Source organism: Paenibacillus sp. sgz302114, from assembly GCF_056120345.1.
This window is the reverse complement of record NZ_JBVYOI010000009.1, coordinates 18,773-37,814: the sequence shown is the minus strand read 5'-3', so window position 1 is coordinate 37,814 and position 19,042 is coordinate 18,773. Positions and strand designations below refer to the sequence as shown.

22 protein-coding genes and 1 tRNA gene are annotated in these 19,042 nt (G+C 49.6%); 3 read left to right on the top strand and 20 right to left on the bottom strand.

The genetic code is table 11. The features are described from left to right. Positions 1 to 146: 146 nt before the first annotated feature. The 9 genes from AC0LWF_RS20410 to AC0LWF_RS20370 form a co-directional block, all read right to left on the bottom strand. Positions 147 to 1,670, bottom strand: coding sequence for a peptidoglycan DD-metalloendopeptidase family protein (locus tag AC0LWF_RS20410; RefSeq protein WP_474653374.1), 1,524 nt, complete (start codon positions 1,668 to 1,670; stop codon positions 147 to 149). 134 nt (positions 1,671 to 1,804) lie between these two features. Continuing rightward, positions 1,805 to 2,494: a hypothetical protein gene (locus tag AC0LWF_RS20405; RefSeq protein ID WP_474653373.1), complete on the bottom strand. Its 690-nt coding sequence runs from the start codon at positions 2,492 to 2,494 to the stop codon at positions 1,805 to 1,807. 135 nt (positions 2,495 to 2,629) lie between these two features. Then, positions 2,630 to 3,916 (bottom strand): adenylosuccinate synthase, encoded by a 1,287-nt coding sequence (locus tag AC0LWF_RS20400; protein ID WP_474653372.1) that lies wholly within the window; start codon positions 3,914 to 3,916, stop codon positions 2,630 to 2,632. 199 nt (positions 3,917 to 4,115) lie between these two features. Next, on the bottom strand, positions 4,116 to 5,480 hold the full coding sequence (dnaB, locus tag AC0LWF_RS20395; RefSeq protein ID WP_474653371.1) for a replicative DNA helicase: 1,365 nt from the start codon (positions 5,478 to 5,480) through the stop codon (positions 4,116 to 4,118). Positions 5,481 to 5,511: 31 nt separating this feature from the next. Then, a complete protein-coding gene (rplI, locus tag AC0LWF_RS20390) occupies positions 5,512 to 5,955 on the bottom strand; it encodes a 50S ribosomal protein L9 (protein ID WP_474653370.1) in 444 nt (147 codons plus the stop codon). After that, positions 5,952 to 7,913, bottom strand: a complete 1,962-nt coding sequence (locus AC0LWF_RS20385; RefSeq protein ID WP_474653369.1) for a DHH family phosphoesterase — start codon at positions 7,911 to 7,913, stop codon at positions 5,952 to 5,954. Before AC0LWF_RS20385 ends, rplI begins: the two co-directional genes overlap by 4 nt. A gap of 19 nt (positions 7,914 to 7,932) precedes the next feature. Beyond that, positions 7,933 to 8,847 carry a DUF2232 domain-containing protein gene (locus tag AC0LWF_RS20380; protein WP_474653368.1) on the bottom strand — a complete coding sequence of 305 codons (915 nt, stop codon included), beginning with the start codon at positions 8,845 to 8,847 and terminating at the stop codon, positions 7,933 to 7,935. A 160-nt stretch (positions 8,848 to 9,007) separates the two neighbouring features. Then, positions 9,008 to 9,448: a CBS domain-containing protein gene (locus AC0LWF_RS20375; protein WP_474653367.1), complete on the bottom strand. Its 441-nt coding sequence runs from the start codon at positions 9,446 to 9,448 to the stop codon at positions 9,008 to 9,010. A 65-nt stretch (positions 9,449 to 9,513) separates the two neighbouring features. Next, on the bottom strand, positions 9,514 to 10,602 hold the full coding sequence (locus AC0LWF_RS20370) for an LCP family protein (RefSeq protein WP_474653366.1): 1,089 nt from the start codon (positions 10,600 to 10,602) through the stop codon (positions 9,514 to 9,516). 196 nt (positions 10,603 to 10,798) lie between these two features. Between AC0LWF_RS20370 and AC0LWF_RS20365 the strand changes: the two genes are divergently transcribed. Further along, entirely contained in the window at positions 10,799 to 11,146 is a 348-nt protein-coding gene (locus AC0LWF_RS20365; protein ID WP_474653365.1) for a DUF4870 domain-containing protein, read from the top strand. Between the two features lie 88 nt (positions 11,147 to 11,234). Here AC0LWF_RS20365 and rpsR read toward each other — a convergent pair whose 3' ends face one another. The 3 genes from rpsR to rpsF are packed head-to-tail and all read right to left on the bottom strand — an operon-like array spanning position 11,235 to position 12,400. Continuing rightward, the gene (rpsR, locus tag AC0LWF_RS20360) at positions 11,235 to 11,513 is read right to left on the bottom strand and encodes a 30S ribosomal protein S18 (protein ID WP_090574546.1); all 279 of its coding nucleotides are present in this window, start codon (positions 11,511 to 11,513) and stop codon (positions 11,235 to 11,237) included. Positions 11,514 to 11,532: 19 nt separating this feature from the next. After that, positions 11,533 to 12,066, bottom strand: a complete 534-nt coding sequence (gene ssb, locus AC0LWF_RS20355; protein WP_474653364.1) for a single-stranded DNA-binding protein — start codon at positions 12,064 to 12,066, stop codon at positions 11,533 to 11,535. A gap of 49 nt (positions 12,067 to 12,115) precedes the next feature. Beyond that, the gene (gene rpsF / locus AC0LWF_RS20350; protein ID WP_474653363.1) at positions 12,116 to 12,400 is read right to left on the bottom strand and encodes a 30S ribosomal protein S6; all 285 of its coding nucleotides are present in this window, start codon (positions 12,398 to 12,400) and stop codon (positions 12,116 to 12,118) included. Between the two features lie 236 nt (positions 12,401 to 12,636). Between rpsF and AC0LWF_RS20345 the strand changes: the two genes are divergently transcribed. Beyond that, the gene (locus AC0LWF_RS20345; protein ID WP_090574541.1) at positions 12,637 to 12,816 is read left to right on the top strand and encodes a YjzC family protein; all 180 of its coding nucleotides are present in this window, start codon (positions 12,637 to 12,639) and stop codon (positions 12,814 to 12,816) included. A gap of 365 nt (positions 12,817 to 13,181) precedes the next feature. On the opposite strand, the gene AC0LWF_RS20340 is transcribed toward AC0LWF_RS20345, so the two are convergent. The 3 genes from AC0LWF_RS20340 to AC0LWF_RS20330 form a co-directional block, all read right to left on the bottom strand. Beyond that, positions 13,182 to 13,272 (bottom strand) — tRNA-Ser (locus AC0LWF_RS20340). Between the two features lie 61 nt (positions 13,273 to 13,333). Beyond that, positions 13,334 to 13,573: a DUF951 domain-containing protein gene (locus tag AC0LWF_RS20335; protein ID WP_474653362.1), complete on the bottom strand. Its 240-nt coding sequence runs from the start codon at positions 13,571 to 13,573 to the stop codon at positions 13,334 to 13,336. Between the two features lie 39 nt (positions 13,574 to 13,612). After that, complete coding sequence (locus AC0LWF_RS20330) at positions 13,613 to 13,852, bottom strand: putative Se/S carrier protein (protein ID WP_474653361.1); 240 nt, start codon at positions 13,850 to 13,852, stop codon at positions 13,613 to 13,615. Between the two features lie 189 nt (positions 13,853 to 14,041). Between AC0LWF_RS20330 and yyaC the strand changes: the two genes are divergently transcribed. Then, entirely contained in the window at positions 14,042 to 14,635 is a 594-nt protein-coding gene (gene yyaC, locus AC0LWF_RS20325) for a spore protease YyaC (protein WP_474653360.1), read from the top strand. Here the strand turns inward: yyaC and AC0LWF_RS20320 are convergent. The 5 genes from AC0LWF_RS20320 to noc all read right to left on the bottom strand — a co-directional run bounded on the left by AC0LWF_RS20320 (position 14,607) and on the right by noc (position 19,016). Next, positions 14,607 to 15,101 carry a DUF4446 family protein gene (locus tag AC0LWF_RS20320; RefSeq protein ID WP_474653359.1) on the bottom strand — a complete coding sequence of 165 codons (495 nt, stop codon included), beginning with the start codon at positions 15,099 to 15,101 and terminating at the stop codon, positions 14,607 to 14,609. The two genes, yyaC and AC0LWF_RS20320, sit on opposite strands and share 29 nt — an antisense overlap. A 28-nt stretch (positions 15,102 to 15,129) precedes the next feature. After that, a complete protein-coding gene (locus tag AC0LWF_RS20315; protein ID WP_474653516.1) occupies positions 15,130 to 16,335 on the bottom strand; it encodes an aminotransferase class V-fold PLP-dependent enzyme in 1,206 nt (401 codons plus the stop codon). A gap of 126 nt (positions 16,336 to 16,461) precedes the next feature. Further along, the gene (locus tag AC0LWF_RS20310) at positions 16,462 to 17,316 is read right to left on the bottom strand and encodes a ParB/RepB/Spo0J family partition protein (protein ID WP_474653358.1); all 855 of its coding nucleotides are present in this window, start codon (positions 17,314 to 17,316) and stop codon (positions 16,462 to 16,464) included. Beyond that, a complete protein-coding gene (locus AC0LWF_RS20305; protein WP_474653357.1) occupies positions 17,297 to 18,070 on the bottom strand; it encodes a ParA family protein in 774 nt (257 codons plus the stop codon). Before AC0LWF_RS20305 ends, AC0LWF_RS20310 begins: the two co-directional genes overlap by 20 nt. A 118-nt stretch (positions 18,071 to 18,188) precedes the next feature. Further along, positions 18,189 to 19,016: a nucleoid occlusion protein gene (gene noc / locus AC0LWF_RS20300; protein ID WP_474653356.1), complete on the bottom strand. Its 828-nt coding sequence runs from the start codon at positions 19,014 to 19,016 to the stop codon at positions 18,189 to 18,191. Positions 19,017 to 19,042 lie beyond the last annotated feature (26 nt).

Genomic DNA, 19,042 nt, shown 5'->3' with positions numbered 1-19,042 from the left:
ATTTTAACATAGGTAGGACAGCAGTTCCCAATGAAAGTTCCCTCATATCAGGGGAGATTTGGTCATAATCTGTCACCGCCCGGTCTTTCCTTACAAAACCAAAAAAAAACACCACCCGGCACAACGACCGGATGGTGTCTCGACTCTTACAAATATTTTAACGGATTTTGCAGAACCCCGTTCTTATGAACCTCAAAGTGCAAATGCGTACCGAAGGAGTGGCCCGTATTGCCCATAACTCCAATACTTTGTCCTTGCTCGACTGTCTGGCCCTTCTTGACCGTAATTTTGCTCAAGTGGCCGTAGTACGTTTCGTAGCCGTTATTGTGATTGATAATGATACAGTTGCCAAGCCCCGGGCGTGTCCCAGTGAACGTCACCGTTCCATTGTCCGCAGCCTTAATGTTATGGTTGCCGACCATGTCGACACCGCGGTGAAGCGCACCCCAGCGCTGACCGAAGAAGCTCGTCAGGCGATGACCGGTAACCGGCCATGCGAAACGACCGCTTCCCTCATTCAGAACGACCTTCGTACCTTTCATAACAATAGCCGGCACGGAAGGCTCCAGAACAACCTCGCTGATCAGCTCCTCGCTCATCAGATAGCCATTTTGCTTCACAAGGCGGTACACGAGCTGTTTCTTCCCGCTTTGCCCCTCGCGAATGACCTTCTGTTGGCCTGCCTTCATGTTGCTGTTCTTCTGAATAACGGTTTGCGGATCAATCGATTCCGTCTCCGTCACGTTCTCTACCGTTTGAACGGTCACTTGCGGTTTAAGTACAGTTAGATCAAGCACGTCACCGACTTTAATCATATCGTCCTTGATCCACTTGTTCCGCTCATAGATAACTTGAGGGGATATGTCGAACTTCTGTGCGATACAACCGACACAGTCGCCATCTTGAACCGTATATTTGGTCGGTTTCACCGTACCCTTAATGATCTGCAAGTAAAGCTGCTCCGGATCGGCAATGTCCGTCGGCTGTACATCCGCTGCTTTCAAAGCGACGTTCTCGACAATCTTCATGGACTTGAGCGCCGTCTTGGATTTCACGCTGCCGTCGCCGGAATACGACAATGCGGTCACTTCCGCCGCTACCTTGCCGGTCTTCATCTGCGGTTTATACTTGTTCTGCACCCGCTCAAGCAGCGCAGTTGCTGTCGCTTTATCTTTTACCACACCGACACGCTTGCCGTTTACGACCATCTCAACGCCTTCAGCATGAGAACTGAATAAGCCTTCAAGCTTCTGCAGCGTAATCGCTGTGTCCGGCTCAGCCTTGTAAGCGCTCTTAGCCCCGAATGTGATCTTACCTGTATCGAGGACCATTGTCAGATCAGCTTTGCTTGCTTTCAATTCCTGCTTCTTCTGGCTAATGAGGTCTGCGACTTGATCCTTCGACTTCACTTCGCCAATAAGATTGCCGTTCTGATATACTTCAACAAAATCTACTGTATGAGCTTTCACATAGTGAGTGCCGGTTAATCCGACAATCGCAAGCAATGCAATTCCGCTGACTGCAGCTACGAGCGGCTTCTTACGCAGCATCCGCTTTGCCGTATTGCCTTCACTCGGTGCATCTGCAGGTCCAAGCGTACTAGCGGGTCTATCGCCCCGGATAGATTGAATCAGCTTCCGGAATCGACCCTTATCATTAAAAAAGGCCATATTCGTCTCCTTATTTCGCGATATGTTTCGTAAAATAGATCGTTTTCGACAACAAAATCGTTTATTGTCAGGCTACGAGTTATACTTTAACATAACGCAATATAACGGTTCAACCAAACGGCCATATAGCAATATTAATATTTGCTCAGAATTGACAGCATTTCATCATACTCATTTCGGTCCAAATGCTGCGCCATCAGCTGCTGTACCTGAGTCAGTTCGCTGTCCGTCAATCCGTCCTCCATCAGCTTCGAGATCGTCTGCCATGCATCCTGAGGAAGCTTCTGCATCATAACGCCGAACAGCTTCTCCTTATCTGCATCGCTAATTTGCGACTTGGCCTCATTCAACTGATCAGTCGTCATCGCTACTTCATCCTTCGAAGCATCTGCACTCTCCTGCGATTGCGACTGTGACCCGGCGTGATCGGTATCGGTATCCGTCCCTGCGGCGCTGCTATTACCCTTCGGTCCCGTTCCTCCTCCAATATCGCTAAGCTCGCCTGAAGGCTGCTGGCTGAACGCATCAACGGAATCCGCCTTATCCTTGTCATCCTGGTTGCTTGCCGCCTGCGTCTTATCGGAACCCGAATCTGCAGCTGTACTGCCACTCGACTTTACCGCCGGATCGGCTCCCCATAGCTCGCCCCATACACTACTAAGCGCGAATGGCTTCTCTTCAAGCGGTATATGAAACTGCTTGAGCAGCGTCTCCACATAGCTATTGACGATATATCCGGTTGTCCAGATCGACAAGAAGCTGATGAGAAGCGCCGCGGCGATCGTCTTCGCCAGCCATCCGGTTATTTTCGTTAGTTTCCACATTTCGTTCACCCTCCCCTGAAGGGCATTTTGCCCATACTTCTTAGTATTTCCCCCCTTTCCGGTAACCATTCATCCCCATGGCAAAAAGAAAGAGGATAGCGGCAATAAAGCCACTATCCTCTAACATTCAATTGATTATACGTAAATCGGCATAATCGGGTTCGTCTGCTCGCGGTTACGTCCAACCGAGAAGATTGCAATCGGAATACCTGTCAGCTCGGATACACGTTCCACATAACGGCGCGTATTAACTGGCAAATCTGCAAGTGTCTTCGCGTTCGAGATATCCTCGCTCCAGCCTGGAAGCTCTTCGTACACCGCTTCACACTCGGAGATAAGCTTGAGGCTTGCCGGATAGTGCTCGATAACTTCGCCGCGCAGCTTGTAGCCTGTGCAAATCTTAACCGTTTCAAGACCCGACAGCACGTCGAGCGAGTTCAAGGACAAGCCTGTAATGCCGCTAACACGGCGTGCATGGCGGACGACAACGGTGTCGAACCAACCTACACGACGCGCACGTCCTGTTACAGTACCGTACTCATGACCTTTCTCACGAATCCAGTCGCCGGTTTCATTGTTTAGCTCCGTTGGGAATGGACCGTCGCCGACACGAGTTGTGTACGCTTTCGCCACGCCGATAACTTGCTGAATCTTCGAAGGGCCAACGCCGGAGCCGATACATACGCCGCCGGCTGTCGGGTTCGACGATGTCACGTATGGATACGTGCCTTGGTCGATATCGAGCATAACGCCTTGTGCGCCTTCGAACAGCACCTTCTGGTTCGCGTCAATCGCATCGTTCAGAACAACTGAAGTATCCGTTACATAACGACGAAGCGTTTCTGCGTAACCAAGATACTGACCGAGAATTTCGTCAGCATTCAGCTTCTCGCCGCCGTATACTTGTTCGATTACTTGGTTCTTCTCTTCCACGAGGCGGCGCAGCTTCATTTCGAACTCTTCTGCATCCATCAGGTCCGCGACGCGAATACCGTTACGAGCAGCTTTGTCCATGTAGCATGGACCGATCCCTTTGCGCGTTGTGCCGATCTTGTTATCGCCTTTGCGTTCTTCTTCAAGACCGTCCAGAACCAGATGATAAGGCATAATCAGATGCGCGCGGTCACTGATCTTCAGGTTCTCCGTCGAGAAGCCATTCTCTTGAATATAATTGATTTCATCGATCAAAGCAGCTGGATTGATGACCATGCCGTTGCCGATGACGCATACTTTATTTTCGTTGAAGATTCCGGATGGAACCATTGTAAGTTTATATTTTTTATTGTTGATGATGATCGTGTGGCCAGCGTTGTTGCCACCTTGGTAACGTGCTACAACATCAGCACCATCCGCCAGAAAGTCGGTAATTTTCCCTTTGCCTTCGTCTCCCCATTGGGTTCCGACTACTACTACCGTTGACATGGTTATACCCCCATTACAAGTTTTGCAAGTGTATGACTAACATGACTAAAATGGCCACCAGTCTTTGGCAGCATGATAAGTGTAGCAGTCCACCCCTGTAAAGTCAACGAAATTCCGAACGATTGTGGTTAGTGTCACACAATCGTTCGGAATTTCTGTAAGGTGTCTGTCGGAGTTGGAACACCGCTGGCGAAAGCCTTTAGGAGGCCTGTCCAGGATCCTGATGCGTTCGGTCCAACCCGACGAACTTATTGAAGCTCTTTAGGAACGCCAGCTCGACCGTGCCAACCGGGCCGTTACGCTGCTTGGCAATAATGATTTCGATAATGTTCTTCTTCTCGGATTCCTTATCGTAGTAATCGTCCCGGTAGAGGAACGCTACGATGTCGGCATCTTGCTCGATGGAACCCGATTCCCGAAGGTCGGACATCATCGGACGCTTGTCCTGCCGCTGCTCAACGCCACGGCTCAGCTGCGACAACGCGATTACCGGCACTTCAAGCTCACGCGCGATTTGTTTCAATGTACGGGAAATTTCCGATACTTCCTGCTGACGGTTCTCGCCTGCTTTGCCGCGCCCTGAAATGAGCTGCAAGTAATCAATTAGAATCATGCCGAGACCGCGTTCTTTCTTCAGACGGCGGCACTTCGCGCGAATGTCTGCAACGGTAATTCCCGGTGTATCATCAATGTAGATTTGCGCTTCGGACAGTGAACCAATCGCCATCGTTAGCTTTTCCCAATCGTCCCCTTCCAAATACCCCGTACGCATACGACCTGCATCGACATTTGATTCCGCGCAGATCATACGCTGCACGAGCTGAGCCGCGGACATCTCTAGCGAGAAGATCGCGACGGTCTCTTTGGCACGCACGCCTACGTTCTGCGCCACATTCAGCGCGAACGCCGTCTTACCAACGGAAGGACGAGCCGCGATAATAATCAAGTCGCTTCGTTGGAAGCCGGCCGTCATCTTGTCGAGGTCAGTAAAACCAGACGGAATACCGCTCGAGCCGCCTTTATTCGTATAGAGGAACTCCACCTTCTCGAATACTTCCATCAGCACGTCGCGAATGGAGATGAAGCCGCTGCTCGATCTGCGATTGGAAATTTCCAGAATGCGCGACTCCGCTTCGCTCAGCATGCTGCCGACATCTTCCGCCGCGGCATAGCCGTTCGAGACGATGTTCGTCGCTGTCCGAATCAAGCGGCGGAGCATCGACTTTTCTTCTACGATTTGCGCGTAGTAGTCGACGTTCGCTGCCGTCGGCACGGAGTTGCCGAGCTTCGCCAAATAGCTGACCCCGCCGATCTCCTCCAGCTGCTGATGGTCCTGCAAATAAGCAGTCAGGGTAACCAAATCGATGGGCTGACTTGACTCGCCGAGCTCAATCATCGCTTCAAAAATCAGCTGGTGCGAAGGCAAGTAGAAATCCTCGCTCTTCACCCGCTCCATCGCCGTAATCAACGCTTCCGTCTGCAATAGAACTGCACCGAGTACCGCTTGCTCTGCTTCCATATTCTGCGGCGGCACACGATCAAACATCAGCTGCTCGTTACTCATCTGGTCGTTTGAATCCCCCTTGAATGGCTTATTATTCTTCTGTTGCATGGACACTCAGCTTCGCTTTAACTTCCGGATGCAGCTTCACAGGCACCTGTGTTACACCTAGGGTGCGGATCGGCTCTTCCAATTCGATCTTGCGTTTATCAACCTTAAAGCCTTGCGCCTCAAGCGCCTCGGCGATTTGTTTGCTCGTAATGGCGCCGAATAGACGGCCGCCTTCGCCTGCTCTTGTCTTCACGACGACCTTCAACGCTTCCAGTCGTGCAGCAAGCGCCTGCGCATCTTCCTTCTCTTTCACTTTCTTCTTTACCTCGGCTGCGTTTTGCAGGTCAAGCGTCTTCAGGTTGCCGTCGGAAGCTGGCTTCGCCAAGTTCTTCGGGAACAAGAAATTGCGGACATAACCCTCTGATACTTCTTTAACCTCACCCTTCTTGCCTTGCCCCTTCACATCTTGCAGAAAAATTACTTTCATTCGAATAACCCCTCTTCCTTCTCGAGATCATGCAGCACCTGCTTGAGACGCTGCGCTACTTCTATAACAGTGCCTTCCTGCTGCGCTGCGGCGTTCGTCAGATGCCCGCCGCCGCCCATGCGCTCCATTACAACCTGCACATTCATATGCCCCAGCGATCTCGCGCTAATACCGATGAGACCGTCCGGCCGTTCGCCAATGACGAACGATGCAAGCACATCCGTCATATTCAGAAGCGTATCTGCCGTCTGCGCAATTAAGAGCTGCGAATACTGGCGTCCTTGCTCCGTGACGGCAATTGCAATATGGTCATAGACGATCTCGGCTTGCTTGATCATCTCTGCCTTCTTGATGTACTCGGCTAGATCCTCTTTCATCATCCGCTGGATAAGCGCTGAATCCGCTCCATGGCGGCGAAGGAACGATGCCGCTTCAAACGTTCTGGAGCCGGTACGTAACGAGAAGCTCTTCGTATCGACTGTAATTCCCGCGAGCAGCGCCGTCGCCTCTCTGACGTCCAGCAGCACTCGGTCATGGATATATTGGAGCAGCTCAGTAATGAGCTCGCACGTCGAGGATGCATAAGGCTCCATATAGACGAGAATTGCGCCTGCAATGAATTCTTCGCCGCGACGATGATGATCGACAACGACGATCTTATCCGTTTGCGTCAGCAGCTTTGGTTCCTTCACCAATGACGCCTTGTGCGTATCAACGACAACAACGAGCGTGTTGCTGCCGATAAGAGCCTGCGCCTGATCCGGGGAAATGAACCGCTTGGCGATGCGCTCATCCTCGCGCAGCATCTCCATCATCTTCTGAATGGACGCATTGACGCCCTCCAGTACGATGAACGCTTCCTTGTTGTACATCATCGCGGCCTTCAGCACGCCGATAGCTGCGCCGACCGAATCCATATCGGGCATCTTATGCCCCATAATGACGACGCGATCGCTGTCGCGTATCAAGTCGCGCAGCGCATGCGCAACTACCCGGGCGCGGACGCGAGTCCGCTTCTCAACCGCATTGGACTTGCCGCCATAGAATGACTGGCGCTGTCCAACCTTTACAGCCGCCTGATCCCCGCCGCGGCCAAGCGCATAATCGAGGCTCGTTTGCGTCCAGTGGCCGAGCTCTACGATGCTCTCCGCACCAGATGCGAACCCGATGCTCAGCGTCATCGGTATCTTATTCTCAGCGGTAATCTCCCGCACTTCATCAAGCAATACAAAGCGTGACAGCTCCAGCTGCTTGAGGGTCCGCTGATCCGTAATGACAAGATAACGATCTGAGGTGAGGCGCTTCAAGTACACGTGGAACTTACTCGCCCACTCTGTAATTTCCGCCGTCGCCTTTGACATCAGCGAGCTGCGCTGCTGATCATCCATGCCTTGCGTAACCTCATCGAGGTTATCCATCATGACGATGCCAAGCGCGAGCTTCTCATCCTCATAGCGCTTCGCTAGCTGCCAGCGCTGCGTAATATCACGGATATAGAGCAGCCGTTCATCAAAGCGGAACATCAGCTCATACACCGACGTGCCAATGACCGCTTCGACGGTTCCCTCACGCTCCTTCGCCTGCGACAGCGTTGGGAACAGATCGTCCAGCGACTCACCTACAACAGACTCCAGGTCGAGCATATGCGACACAAACCCGTTATGCCACTCGACCGTTTTATCCTCGTTGTACAGAATAATGCCAAGCGGCAGATCGCTTATAACCTCTCTGCCGGCTTTCTTCACCCGGTACGACAATGTACCGAGGTACACCTTCAAATCCCGGCGAAACGCCCGCTCCGCCATCACAGAGTAGAAGCCGACCGCGCCTGACAGCACGAGCCCGATAATACCAAGCTTCCATTCGTATGCGGCGAGCGTCACCGTTAATAAAATCATCAGCACGAATGCCCACAGATGGTGCATACCGTGCCATCGTTTGATTAGAAACTTCGGCATCCTCTACACGCCCCTGTAGTTACGATTTCTTGAACGCTTTTCGAATGGGGAATGCGACATCGAATACCCCAATTAAGCTAAGCGGATGGAGAAAAATCGCAACCAGCACGGATAAGAGCACCGGCACAGCCTTGTTCCACTTTCGCTCATGCGCAATGAAGAAGAAAAGTCCCATCGCTTGAATCGTGAATGCGATCTGCATAAGCGGAATGAGGTTCAGCAGCACCACTGTCATGTACGAAGTGCCTGTATCCGGCGTAACCATATCCGCCAGAAGAGCAATCAAGTAATAGAAGACGAAGATACGCGGCAACCGCCACTCTCTTGCTGGCTGCAGCTTCGCAATAGATAAGCCAGACGAGCGCAGCGCCGGAGCTGCAATCGCATGTGCGACAACAGCGAGTATGAAGGATAGCGTAATGAATGCCATCGGTATGGAATGAATCAAATATTGAATGTACGTTTCTGTGACCTCTGAGGTCCAGATGCCCGGCATTAAGCCGTCTGCTCGCAAGTTTTCCGTCGTCGTCATAATCACTTTGCGAATTTCGCTCAGCAGCGAGAAATCAAATATCACGTCAAACAAAACAAGCTCAAGCAGCAGCTCTGCGAGCAGCGTTAGAACGGTGGCTGTCAGCACCTTGCGCGCAGATGCGCCAGTGCGGTAATAATGTCCCATCACAATAGAAGGAACCAAGAAAAACAGCCCGACGATTATTGCAGGCAGCCCGAGTACAAGAACACCAATTCCATATACAGCAGTCATATGCAGTGTGAAGGCCCGTTTAGACAACATCGTATAAAGAATAACAGTCGGAACCATCATGACTGCAGCCGCTAACGTGTTCAATCCGGGTACCGCAATGGAGAGCAGAAGCAGCAGCGCCGCAATGCTCCATAATATCGACTTTAAGCCGGTTTTCAAGCTGTTCACCTCTTGCCAAGTTACTAGTACGACCTTTAAGCTTTACTCCCCATTATAGCATAAAACCTTAGTGGCAACACAGGAGACGTTGTCCAGCCAGGGCTTCACGCTTGACTCGACCGGCAGTAAGCAAAACGCCGCCCCCATATGTAGAGGACGGCGATTTCCATTAGCCAGCAGCCATTTCTTTATTGGATTGCGCGGATGATTGAACGATAAGTGCTTCACAGTAATCAATGATGTCGCTCCGGCGTACGATGCCGATAAATCGGTTCATATCATCAACGACAGGCACGAAGTTCTGTACCTTTGCAAGCGATACGAGGTCTTCCATGTTGGCGTCAATCTGCACTGCGCGGTTTGAGAGCCGCATCTGCACTTCCGACAGCTTCACCTTGTTCGTCTGATCGAACGTGATATGCGGGTTGTTCTTCATATACCAGAGGAGGTCGCCTTCCGTCAGCGTACCTGCATAGCCGCCTTTATTATCGAGAATTGGAACGGCCGTATAACGGTGATGCTCCATCCGTTCAAGGGTCTGCCTCAATGTGGCATCCATCGTCAGCCATACAACTTCCTGCTTAGGCAATAGGAAAAATGCAATGTTCATGTTTGAATACCCGTCCCTTCTTCTTCATTCCTTATGCACGAAGAGCTCTGGGCTGTTACTTGCCTTTACTTCTTCTCTGCTGTTCGTTTCGATTCCCTTGCGGAAAGCGACTGAACCGGTTTTTGTTCCTTCTGCTCATATTCCTCTGGAAGAGGCAGCGTTTCTTTCGTCTTCGCCGGATCTAGCCAAGCTTTGATCAGTGAGGTTGTTTTGGCCAAATCCTCTTCATTGGCAAAATAGTACCACGTACCGTGTGTGACCTTGCGACGACCTTCACCTTTGAGCGTGTGGCTGTAGATCGTTCGCTGATCGCTTTGCAGCATACTTTTGGTTAGATCGATCATGTGCTGCGGCGTCAGATCGGTAGAGAAGTTCTGTCCCATAATATCGATAAGTTCGGGAATTTTCGTCCACTGACCGACCTGCGAAGCTTTGTTCATAATCGCATTCAAGAAGATTTGATGGCGTCCTGCACGGCTCGTATCACCGCCTGCGTCCTCACGGTAACGAACATAATTGAGTGCTTCTGTACCGTTATATAGCTGTTTGCCAGCCTTCACCACGAACTTCTCATGCTCTGGATCATCATTGACGAGATCCTCTGTAATTGGCAGCGAAATGCCGCCCATCGCATCAATGACATCGCGGAAGCCGGTAAAATTAATTGTAGCATAATGATCGACCTTCGAGCCAAACAACTTCTCGACAGTTTCTATCGACATTTTCGCTCCGCCGAATGCATATGCGTGTGTAATTTTATCCTGCCACTGATTGCCGGCCTTCGTTGTTTTGCCAACGATGTCTACGTAGGTGTCACGTGGAATGGATACCATCAGAATGGCGCCATCCTTCGGTCTTACAACCGTGTAGATCATCGTATCCGAGCGGCCTATCTCCTTATCCCGCTGGTCAACGCCGAGCAGCAGCATCGAGAACGGATCCTCCTTCTTATAGGTCGTCTGCGAAGGACTGTGCCCCTCAAGCGGCTTATACGAATTCTCCAGCTTCTTCTTTACGCTGTCCGACAAGAACAGATCGAATCCCCACATTGCCAGCGCATTACTGTTATAATAGCCGGCTGTCCCTGCTAGCAACAGAACGACAAGCACACCCGCTAACCATTTATACATACGTATTTTTTTTGGTTTATTCATGATGAAATGTAACGCTCCTTACCATTCATATTTAAACGCAAGCTTCCTTAATTTAAACGAATTTGCTTAGGTGAAAGTTACAGATGATTAACATCATTCCGTTGTCAAAAATGGTGCCTTCTAACATTTCGATTACTTCCGCATAGTTCGCCTATTGCTGGAATACATACGTAATAAAGGGAAGGTGAGCATCCATATGCAATCGTTCGGACCTGATCCTTCATCGACGGGGATCGATCCTAAAATCGTCGGCTTGTTGTGCTATCTAGGCAGCTTTGTAACCGGCATTCTGTTTCTTGTGCTGGAGAAACGAAGCACATTCGTGCGCTTCCACGCCATGCAGTCCATTCTCGTCTCAGTCGTATTGGTTGTTCTCAATATTGTGCTCGGCTTTATCCCGTTTATCGGTTGGCTGCTTGGCATTTTGCTTGCTCCGCTGTCATTTATATTATGGATTGCATTAATGCTCCTCGCGCTGCAGGGCAAACGGTTCAAATTGCCTTTCATCGGTGATTATGCCCAGGAGCAGTCCAGCCGTTTCTAAGTCACATGGCTGAGCATATAAGAAGACATCAAAAAGAGGCAGCCCCTGAGGGCTGCCTCTTGTTTAAACGCGTTACGCGTTATTCATACTATTCCGTAGTGTAAGGCAACAACGCTACTTGACGGGAACGCTTGATAGCGACTGTCAGAAGTCGTTGGTACTTTGCGCTAGTACCAGTTACACGACGTGGCAAAATTTTGCCGCGCTCGCTGATAAATTTACGAAGCAAGTCCGTATCTTTATAGTCGATGTGTGTAATTTTGTTAGCTGTGAAGAAACATACTTTACGGCGTTTGTTACGGCCTTTGCGGCCGCCGAATTTGCGTTCTGGACGCTCGTCGCCACCATCTCTTTGCTTAAAGCTCATGTTTAATCCGTCCTTTCAGTTAGAATGGCAAGTCATCTTCCGATATATCGATCGGGCGTCCGTCGTCTGAGAACGGATCACGATTGTCGTTCCTTGGTGTGCCACCTGGACGGCCTCCACCTTGTGAATTACCTCCGCCGAAGCCACCTTGTTGGCTGCCTCCGCTATAGTTGCCGTTACCGCCGCTGTAGCTTGGTGCACCTTCTTCACGAGGACCATTATCGCGGTTACCGGATTCTAAGAAGCGAACGTTATCGGCAATAACTTCCGTCACGTAGACGCGCTTGCCTTCGTTGTTCTCATAATTCCGAACCTGGATACGACCTTCGACCGCTGTTAGACGGCCTTTGCGTAGATAGTTCGCACAAGTTTCAGCGAGTTGACGCCAAGTTACGATTGGGATGAAATCCGCTTCCCGCTCGCCGCCTTGACCTCCGCTTTGGAACGGACGATCCACTGCAAGCGTGAATTGCGTTACCGCAACGCCTGCTGGTGTATAACGCATTTCAGGGTCCCTCGTTAATCTGCCAATGAGAATAACACGGTTCAACAATTGTAAATCGCCTCCAATCGAACATCACTTACGTAAGTTTGACGAGCAATTAAGCTACGTCTCTTGTGATCAGGCAACGGATAACTTCATCCGTAATCTTCATGACGCGGTCAAGTTCAGCAACAACTTCATTAGTGCCGTTGAAGCTAACCAGTACGTAGATACCGTCACGAATCTTGTTGATCTCATACGCAAGGCGGCGTTTACCGATCACATCGTGTTTGATGATCTCTCCACCGTTTCCGATGATCGCTTGGAACTTTTCAGTGATAGCTTGTACCGCTTCCTGTTCCACTTCCGGACGAATGATGTACATCACTTCGTATTTGCGCATATGTTTCACCTCCTCTTGGACTATGCGGCCCCCATAAATGGGAGCAAGGAGCGAGTTAGTTTCTCGCATACCTGAATACTATACCAAACTTCGCATACCCTTGACAAGTGCTGATTAAACAAAACCCACCTGCCTCATTCTTCCGTTCATGATCTGTCCACGCAAGATGCACACTATAGGTCAGGACATGCGCTGCGTCCTCATTTATGAATTCTTCATGGAGGTGTACTCGAATTATGGGTGAATGGACGGAATTCCGAGAAGGCGATCGTGCGCCTAATGATGGTCTCTATATCGAGATCGGTGAAGCTTCATTCCATATGGGGGTTAATAAGCCGCAGAAGGTGCGGTTAGCGAAGGGCGATAAATTCCCGGCTCTGGCGAATAAAGATCGCAAGTGGAAACGAATGCATTAAAAAGTTTGCAGCTTACCGGTATAGGATGACGGCTTCTGGAGCATCATATCTTTTGACGGTGTAAAGAGAGGTGTGGTTCCATTGCACTTTAATGATAACGAACCTCAAGGAGCTTTTGTCCACTCAGCATAGAAGCGGAGGGATGTGCCAAAGACTAGTGTCTGTAACACACGCTCATCGATTAAAGCCCGATGAACCAAGGTTTCTTACGAAGCTTGTAGTGATGACTGTTTTCTAAATGCACACCGTCAGAGGGAGACTCGAAAGAGTCTCCCTTTCTTGTTTGTATGCACGAAAGATTCGCTTAAAAATAAGCACAAAAAAAACGACTCGTTATAAGTCGTTTGCGTTGTTTTTGAAGGGAATGGCGGAGAGGGTGGGATTCGAACCCACGCACGCTTTGACACGCCTAGCTGATTTCGAGTCAGCCCCCTTGGGCCTCTTGGGTACCTCTCCATGAATGTCAGTCAGCAAAAACTATATTAGCATGGGGCTCGTCCAAATGCAAGCATTTATTTTAAATATGTGTGGACGCTCCGCCCTCTCCCTCTTTTTCACCTTCTGACGCTTTCGATCGGAGCACTTTCTTCATGTTCTTCTCGAACTTTGCCCGCGGAATAAGCACACTGTGCTTGCAGCCTACACACTTAATGCGAATGTCCATCCCCATCCGAATGATCTCCATCTCATTCGTACCGCACGGATGCTGCTTCTTCATCTGTACGATATCGCCCAGTTCAAACTGTTTTCTCTCCATTGCAGCCATCCTCTCCCTCTTTTTTCTCATTGTATTTATCTACATTTCAATCGGCTCGTACCGGTCTTCGATCTGCTGGAAGATACCACGAATTTCGACCCTCTCTTGTACAATAACCTCTTTCACCACTACCAAATCAGCCTCGGGAAAATGTATAGATAGTGCGCAGCCGGCTGTTATTTGCTTCGGCGTCGGGCAGATGTCTATTTCAATATCCGCATATTCTAATAGCATCTCCGCACGGAGCGCCTGCTGTGTGGAGTCAAACGCGATAAGCATGCTCCCCCACCTCCTGATTGATTTTATTGACGTTTGATCCTGCTACCCAAGTATAAAATGGTTGTCCTGACCATATACTAGTAACCAAGCGTAAACAGGCAGTTCACTACTAGTTTATCTCTATTCTAGCAGGCTGCTGCATGTTCATCTCGGTAATCATCATTCATAGAGTTGGCGGGAGGGGAATCTATGAAGTTGCCAGGAATGAAAGAAACACCGCTCAAAGTACCGTATACGGAGCCTAACATTACCGGACTTCTTGTTAACCGTATTACATACCTATTGGGCAGCGTTTCTACAGACCGCAGAATCGTTGTTGTCTGTGTAGGCACGGACCGCTCTACAGGGGATTCACTAGGGCCGCTTGTCGGCACTTCGCTCAGTAAATTCCGCAGTCCCTTCTTCGACCTCTATGGTACGCTGGAGGAACCCGTCCATGCCATGAATCTCGACGAAACGCTGCAGGACATTAACAAGTACATTCGCAAGCCGTTTGTTATCGGCATCGATGCTTGTTTGGGCCAGGCGGCAAGTGTCGGCTGTATTCAGGTTGGTCTAGGACCGGTTCGCCCAGGAGCCGGAGTGAACAAGGATTTGCCTCCTGTTGGCGATATTCACATCACAGGCATCGTCAACGTCGGCGGTTTCATGGAGTACTTCGTCCTGCAGAACACGCGTCTTCATCTCGTGATGCGCATGGCTGATATTATTTCACACAGCCTCTTCTCGTCCATTATGAAATGTGCGCGACCCGCTACGATCCCTGCCGCGACGCAAGACTGATCGCTTCGAGCTCTTCCGGAGTGAGCGGATATTGGCTTTTGCCATCCTTAACCGGCTTGGCATACACAAACGTCTGCTCACGGCCGTGAATGCCGCTTAGCACCATGCCGTCTTCACCATCATCGACGACAGCGATGGAGAAGCTCAGATCGCTCCCTCTTTCTGCAAAAGCATTATAACGAAGAATGCCGATATTGCCTTTCTTATTCTTCAGCGTATCTCCTAATGACTGAACGGACTGCTTCAGCTTGCTCTGGCCATCTTCTTGCGCATCTAAGCGCTGTTTGAGATTAATGATGACACTCTCCAGCTCTTCAACACCTGTGCCTTGCATAAACCCCGTGTAGCTGCTGCGAAGTCGTTTAAGCTTACTGCTTAACATGAAGCTGCGGATAAGCAGAATAAGTACAAGAACAAGCAGACCTGCCGTTATCCAGTCAGTCGGCTCTTTAATTATTTGATCCATATTACGTTAGCTCCCCCATAGATGAACATTAACTGTAATGCTGCTTAATTTCCTTTACCGCCGCAATGAACGTGTTAACCTCGTCCGTCGTCGTAAAACAACCTACACTCGCGCGAATGGCGCCGGTCTCCGTCGTGCCTGCTGTTTCATGTGCAAGTGGTGTGCAGTGAAATCCTGTTCTTACCGCAATTTGATAATGCTGATCCAGAATAAAACCGATTTCCGATGGATCTGCGCCGTCAATGACGAAGGATACGATGCCTGTACGCGGCTTGCCAAGCGCAGGTCCCAGTACACGAAGGCCATCCATGGAAAGCAGCCCCTCCATCATCTGCTGCGTTAGCATCCATTCACTAGTATGGATTTTTCGCACCGTCTCATGCAGAATATGCTTTACCCCGGCACGAAGCCCACTAATGCCAACCGCATTCTGCGTTCCCGCCTCATATCGGTCCGGTCGTACAGAAGGCTGCTCGATCGCTTCGGATTGACTGCCCGTGCCACCGTGCAGGAGCGGCTCGAGCTCTATATCCGGATGAATGTATAGACCACCCGTCCCTTGCGGCCCTAGCAGCCCTTTATGGCCCGGAAACGCGAGCATATCAATCCCCATCTGCTCCACATCAATTTCCAGCAGTCCAGCCGTCTGAGCTGCATCGACTAGCAGCTTGATTCCCCGCCCGCGCGTTATTTCACCAATGTCACTTACGGGCAGGATTGATCCCAGCAAGTTCGAGCTGTGATTCACGACCACCAGCTTCGTGTTGCCTGTCATCGCATCCTCAACCTGCTTCGCATCGAGCTCACCATCTACATTCGGCTCCACGTAGGTCACATGAATGCCATTGGTTTTCTTCAAGTATTCCAGCGGCCGCCGAACCGAGTTATGCTCCACAGCCGTTGCGATGACATGATCGCCTGGCTTCAGCAATCCTTTGATCGCTGTATTGAGTGCCATCGTCGTATTGAGTGCAAATGCAATATCATTCGGATTTTTAACCCGGAACAGCTTCGCCAATAATTTCCTTGTATCAAAAAGAATACGGCTAGCACGCACTGCCATCGCATGACTGCCTCGCCCTGGATTAGCACCATCCCGCTGCATCGCTTCCATAACCGCTTCGAGCACTTCAGGAGGCTTCGGCCACGACGTTGCAGCATGATCCAGGTAGATCAGTTGTTCCTGCTGTTCTGGCCTCTGCTGCTGTCCCTGTCCTTGCTCATGCAACTGCATATGCACACCTCTTCCTTTCACTACGTTCACTTGCGCTAATGCTAATAATAGCATACTTGACTGGCACCTACCTGAGCAGCGGTTACCAATCGAGTATGCTATTTAAGTTTAACCTATGAGGGTAAATTATGAGGACAATTGCTGTAACAATTCTAGCAGACGCTCTAAGTCCTGCTTATTGTAATAAAGAAGCTCTATCCGCCCTTTATCCTTCTGTTGTTTAATCTTCACCGTCGTTTTAAACCGATCTCTCAGCGATTCTTCAACCTCAGCTATAAAAGGGTCCTGCTTCTTCGAAGGGAGCGGTTTCACCTTCGCAGCCGCAGGCTGGTCAAGATTTTTAATCGCTTCCTCGAGCTGGCGTACGCTCCACTCATTCGTAATCGTTAGCTCTGCGAGTTCTTTCTTGCGAGCATCCTCTTTCACGCCAACAATTGCTCTAGCATGTCCCATTGATATTGTTCCACGTGAAACATTTTCTTTAATCTGCTCCGGAAGAGCCAACAGTCGCAAGAAGTTCGCAATATGCGATCTCGACTTGCCGACCTTCATAGAGAGCTCTTCTTGCGTTAGATTAAACTTATCCATTAATGCCTGATAGGCGATCGACAACTCAATTGCATTCAGATCCTCACGCTGCAAGTTCTCAATGAGCGCAATCTCCATAACCTGTTGATCGGAGAAGTTGCGTACAACTGCCGGAATCGTTGCATTGCCGCAAAGCTGGGATGCACGGAACCGTCGTTCCCCTGCGATAATTTCATACCCTTTAAGTACAGTACGAACGATAATCGGCTGGATAACGCCATGCTGTTTAATGGATTCCGCGAGTTCTTTAATCGCTTCGTCATCGAACGTTTTACGAGGTTGGTACGGATTCGCTCTCAGCTGAGAGAGCGGAACTTCAACGACCTTATCATCCTCGCTTACAGAGAGCGACGGGATGAGCGCATCAAGTCCTCTACCTAGCCGCTTGCTCATACATAATCACTTCCTTCGCAAGTTCAAGGTAAACCTCTGCCCCTTTGGATCTTGGATCATATGTGATAATGGACTGTCCATGCGATGGAGCCTCGCTCAAACGGACATTCCTTGGAATGATCGTCTGGTAAACCTTTTGTTGAAAGTACTTCTTTACTTCTTCAATTACCTGAATACCAAGATTTGTCCGCGCGTCAAACATCGTCAGCAATACACCTTCGATTTGAAGGGTTGTGTTCAGATGTTTCTGGACAAGACGTACCGTATTTAGCAGCTGGCTAAGGCCTTCCAGTGCGTAATATTCACATTGAATTGGAATGATAAGCGAGTCCGAAGCCGTCAACGAGTTAATGGTCAAGATGCCGAGCGATGGCGGGCAATCGATTAAAATATAATCATACTGCTTCTTCACTAACGCTAGCGATTTCTTGAGTCGTTGTTCACGCGAAATCGTCTGAACAAGCTCGATCTCTGCGCCAGCCAGTTGAATCGTTGCTGGAATAATATAAAGTCCTTCAATATTAGTAGGGCAAGTCGCTTCGCTAGGGTGTACATCATTAATAAGCACATCGTAAATACAATGAGCGACATCTGCTTTTTCAATACCAATTCCACTTGTCGTATTGCCTTGCGGGTCAATATCGACGAGCAACACCTTTTTCCCCAGCGACGCTAAACACGCACCCAAATTGACGGACGTGGTCGTTTTTCCGACACCGCCCTTCTGGTTCGATATTGCAATCGTTTTAGACAAACCGTTCACCTCTATGCTGATTACTTAATAAAGCTATGAAACGTCCGTTCAGCGGGCAATGAAATGTTGTTACTACAAATGACGATGCCGTCCCTGTAATGGACGGCTGTCTAAAGTGCTATGAGCGCTTAGGAATTTGGATCACAATCTCGTAATGATCCTCATAATCCTGTTCTTTCGTCTTAATCTCTAAGCCCGATCCAGACACCATGTCAATGGATTGTCTAATTGTATTGAGCGCTAGCCGTACATCCTTCGTGAAGGAGATGCGCTTCGGTTTCTTCGTTTCCTTAGTAGCTTCTTTATAGAAAGCCACTCGAGCTTCGGTTTGTTTTACATTAAGCTCTTTAGCAATAATATCGTCTAGCACCTTAAGCTGCAACTCTTCGCTATCAAGAGATAGCAAAGCTCTCGCATGACGCTCCGTAATTTTGCGTTCCATCAGTGCATTTTTAACCGTATCACCTAGGCCGAGCAATCTAATCTTGTTCGCAATGGTCGACTGACTCTTGCCAAGACGCTGCGCCAAGCTTTCCTGTGTGAGGTTGTGAAGGTCAATGAGCTTCTGATAAGCAACTGCTTCTTCAATCGAAGTAAGGCCTTCACGCTGAAGATTCTCTATGAGCGCAATCGAAGCAGCCTGAGAGTCATTGAATTCCCGAATGATGGCTGGGATTGTCTCAAGCCCTAGCTTTTTCACCGCACGAAACCGGCGTTCTCCCGCGATTATCTCATATTTTCCGTTACGCACACGTACAACAATCGGCTGAATAACGCCATGTGTGCGAATCGTCTGGCTGAGTTCTTCAATCCGGTCATCATCAAAGACAGTACGCGGTTGATATGGACTCGTATCCACATCAATGATCGGTAACTGCTTCACTTCATCTTGATTTGTGTTTTTCGATTCAGTTAATCCGAATAAACGTGAGAACTGTTCTTTCATAGCGTCAACTACCACCCGATTTCAAA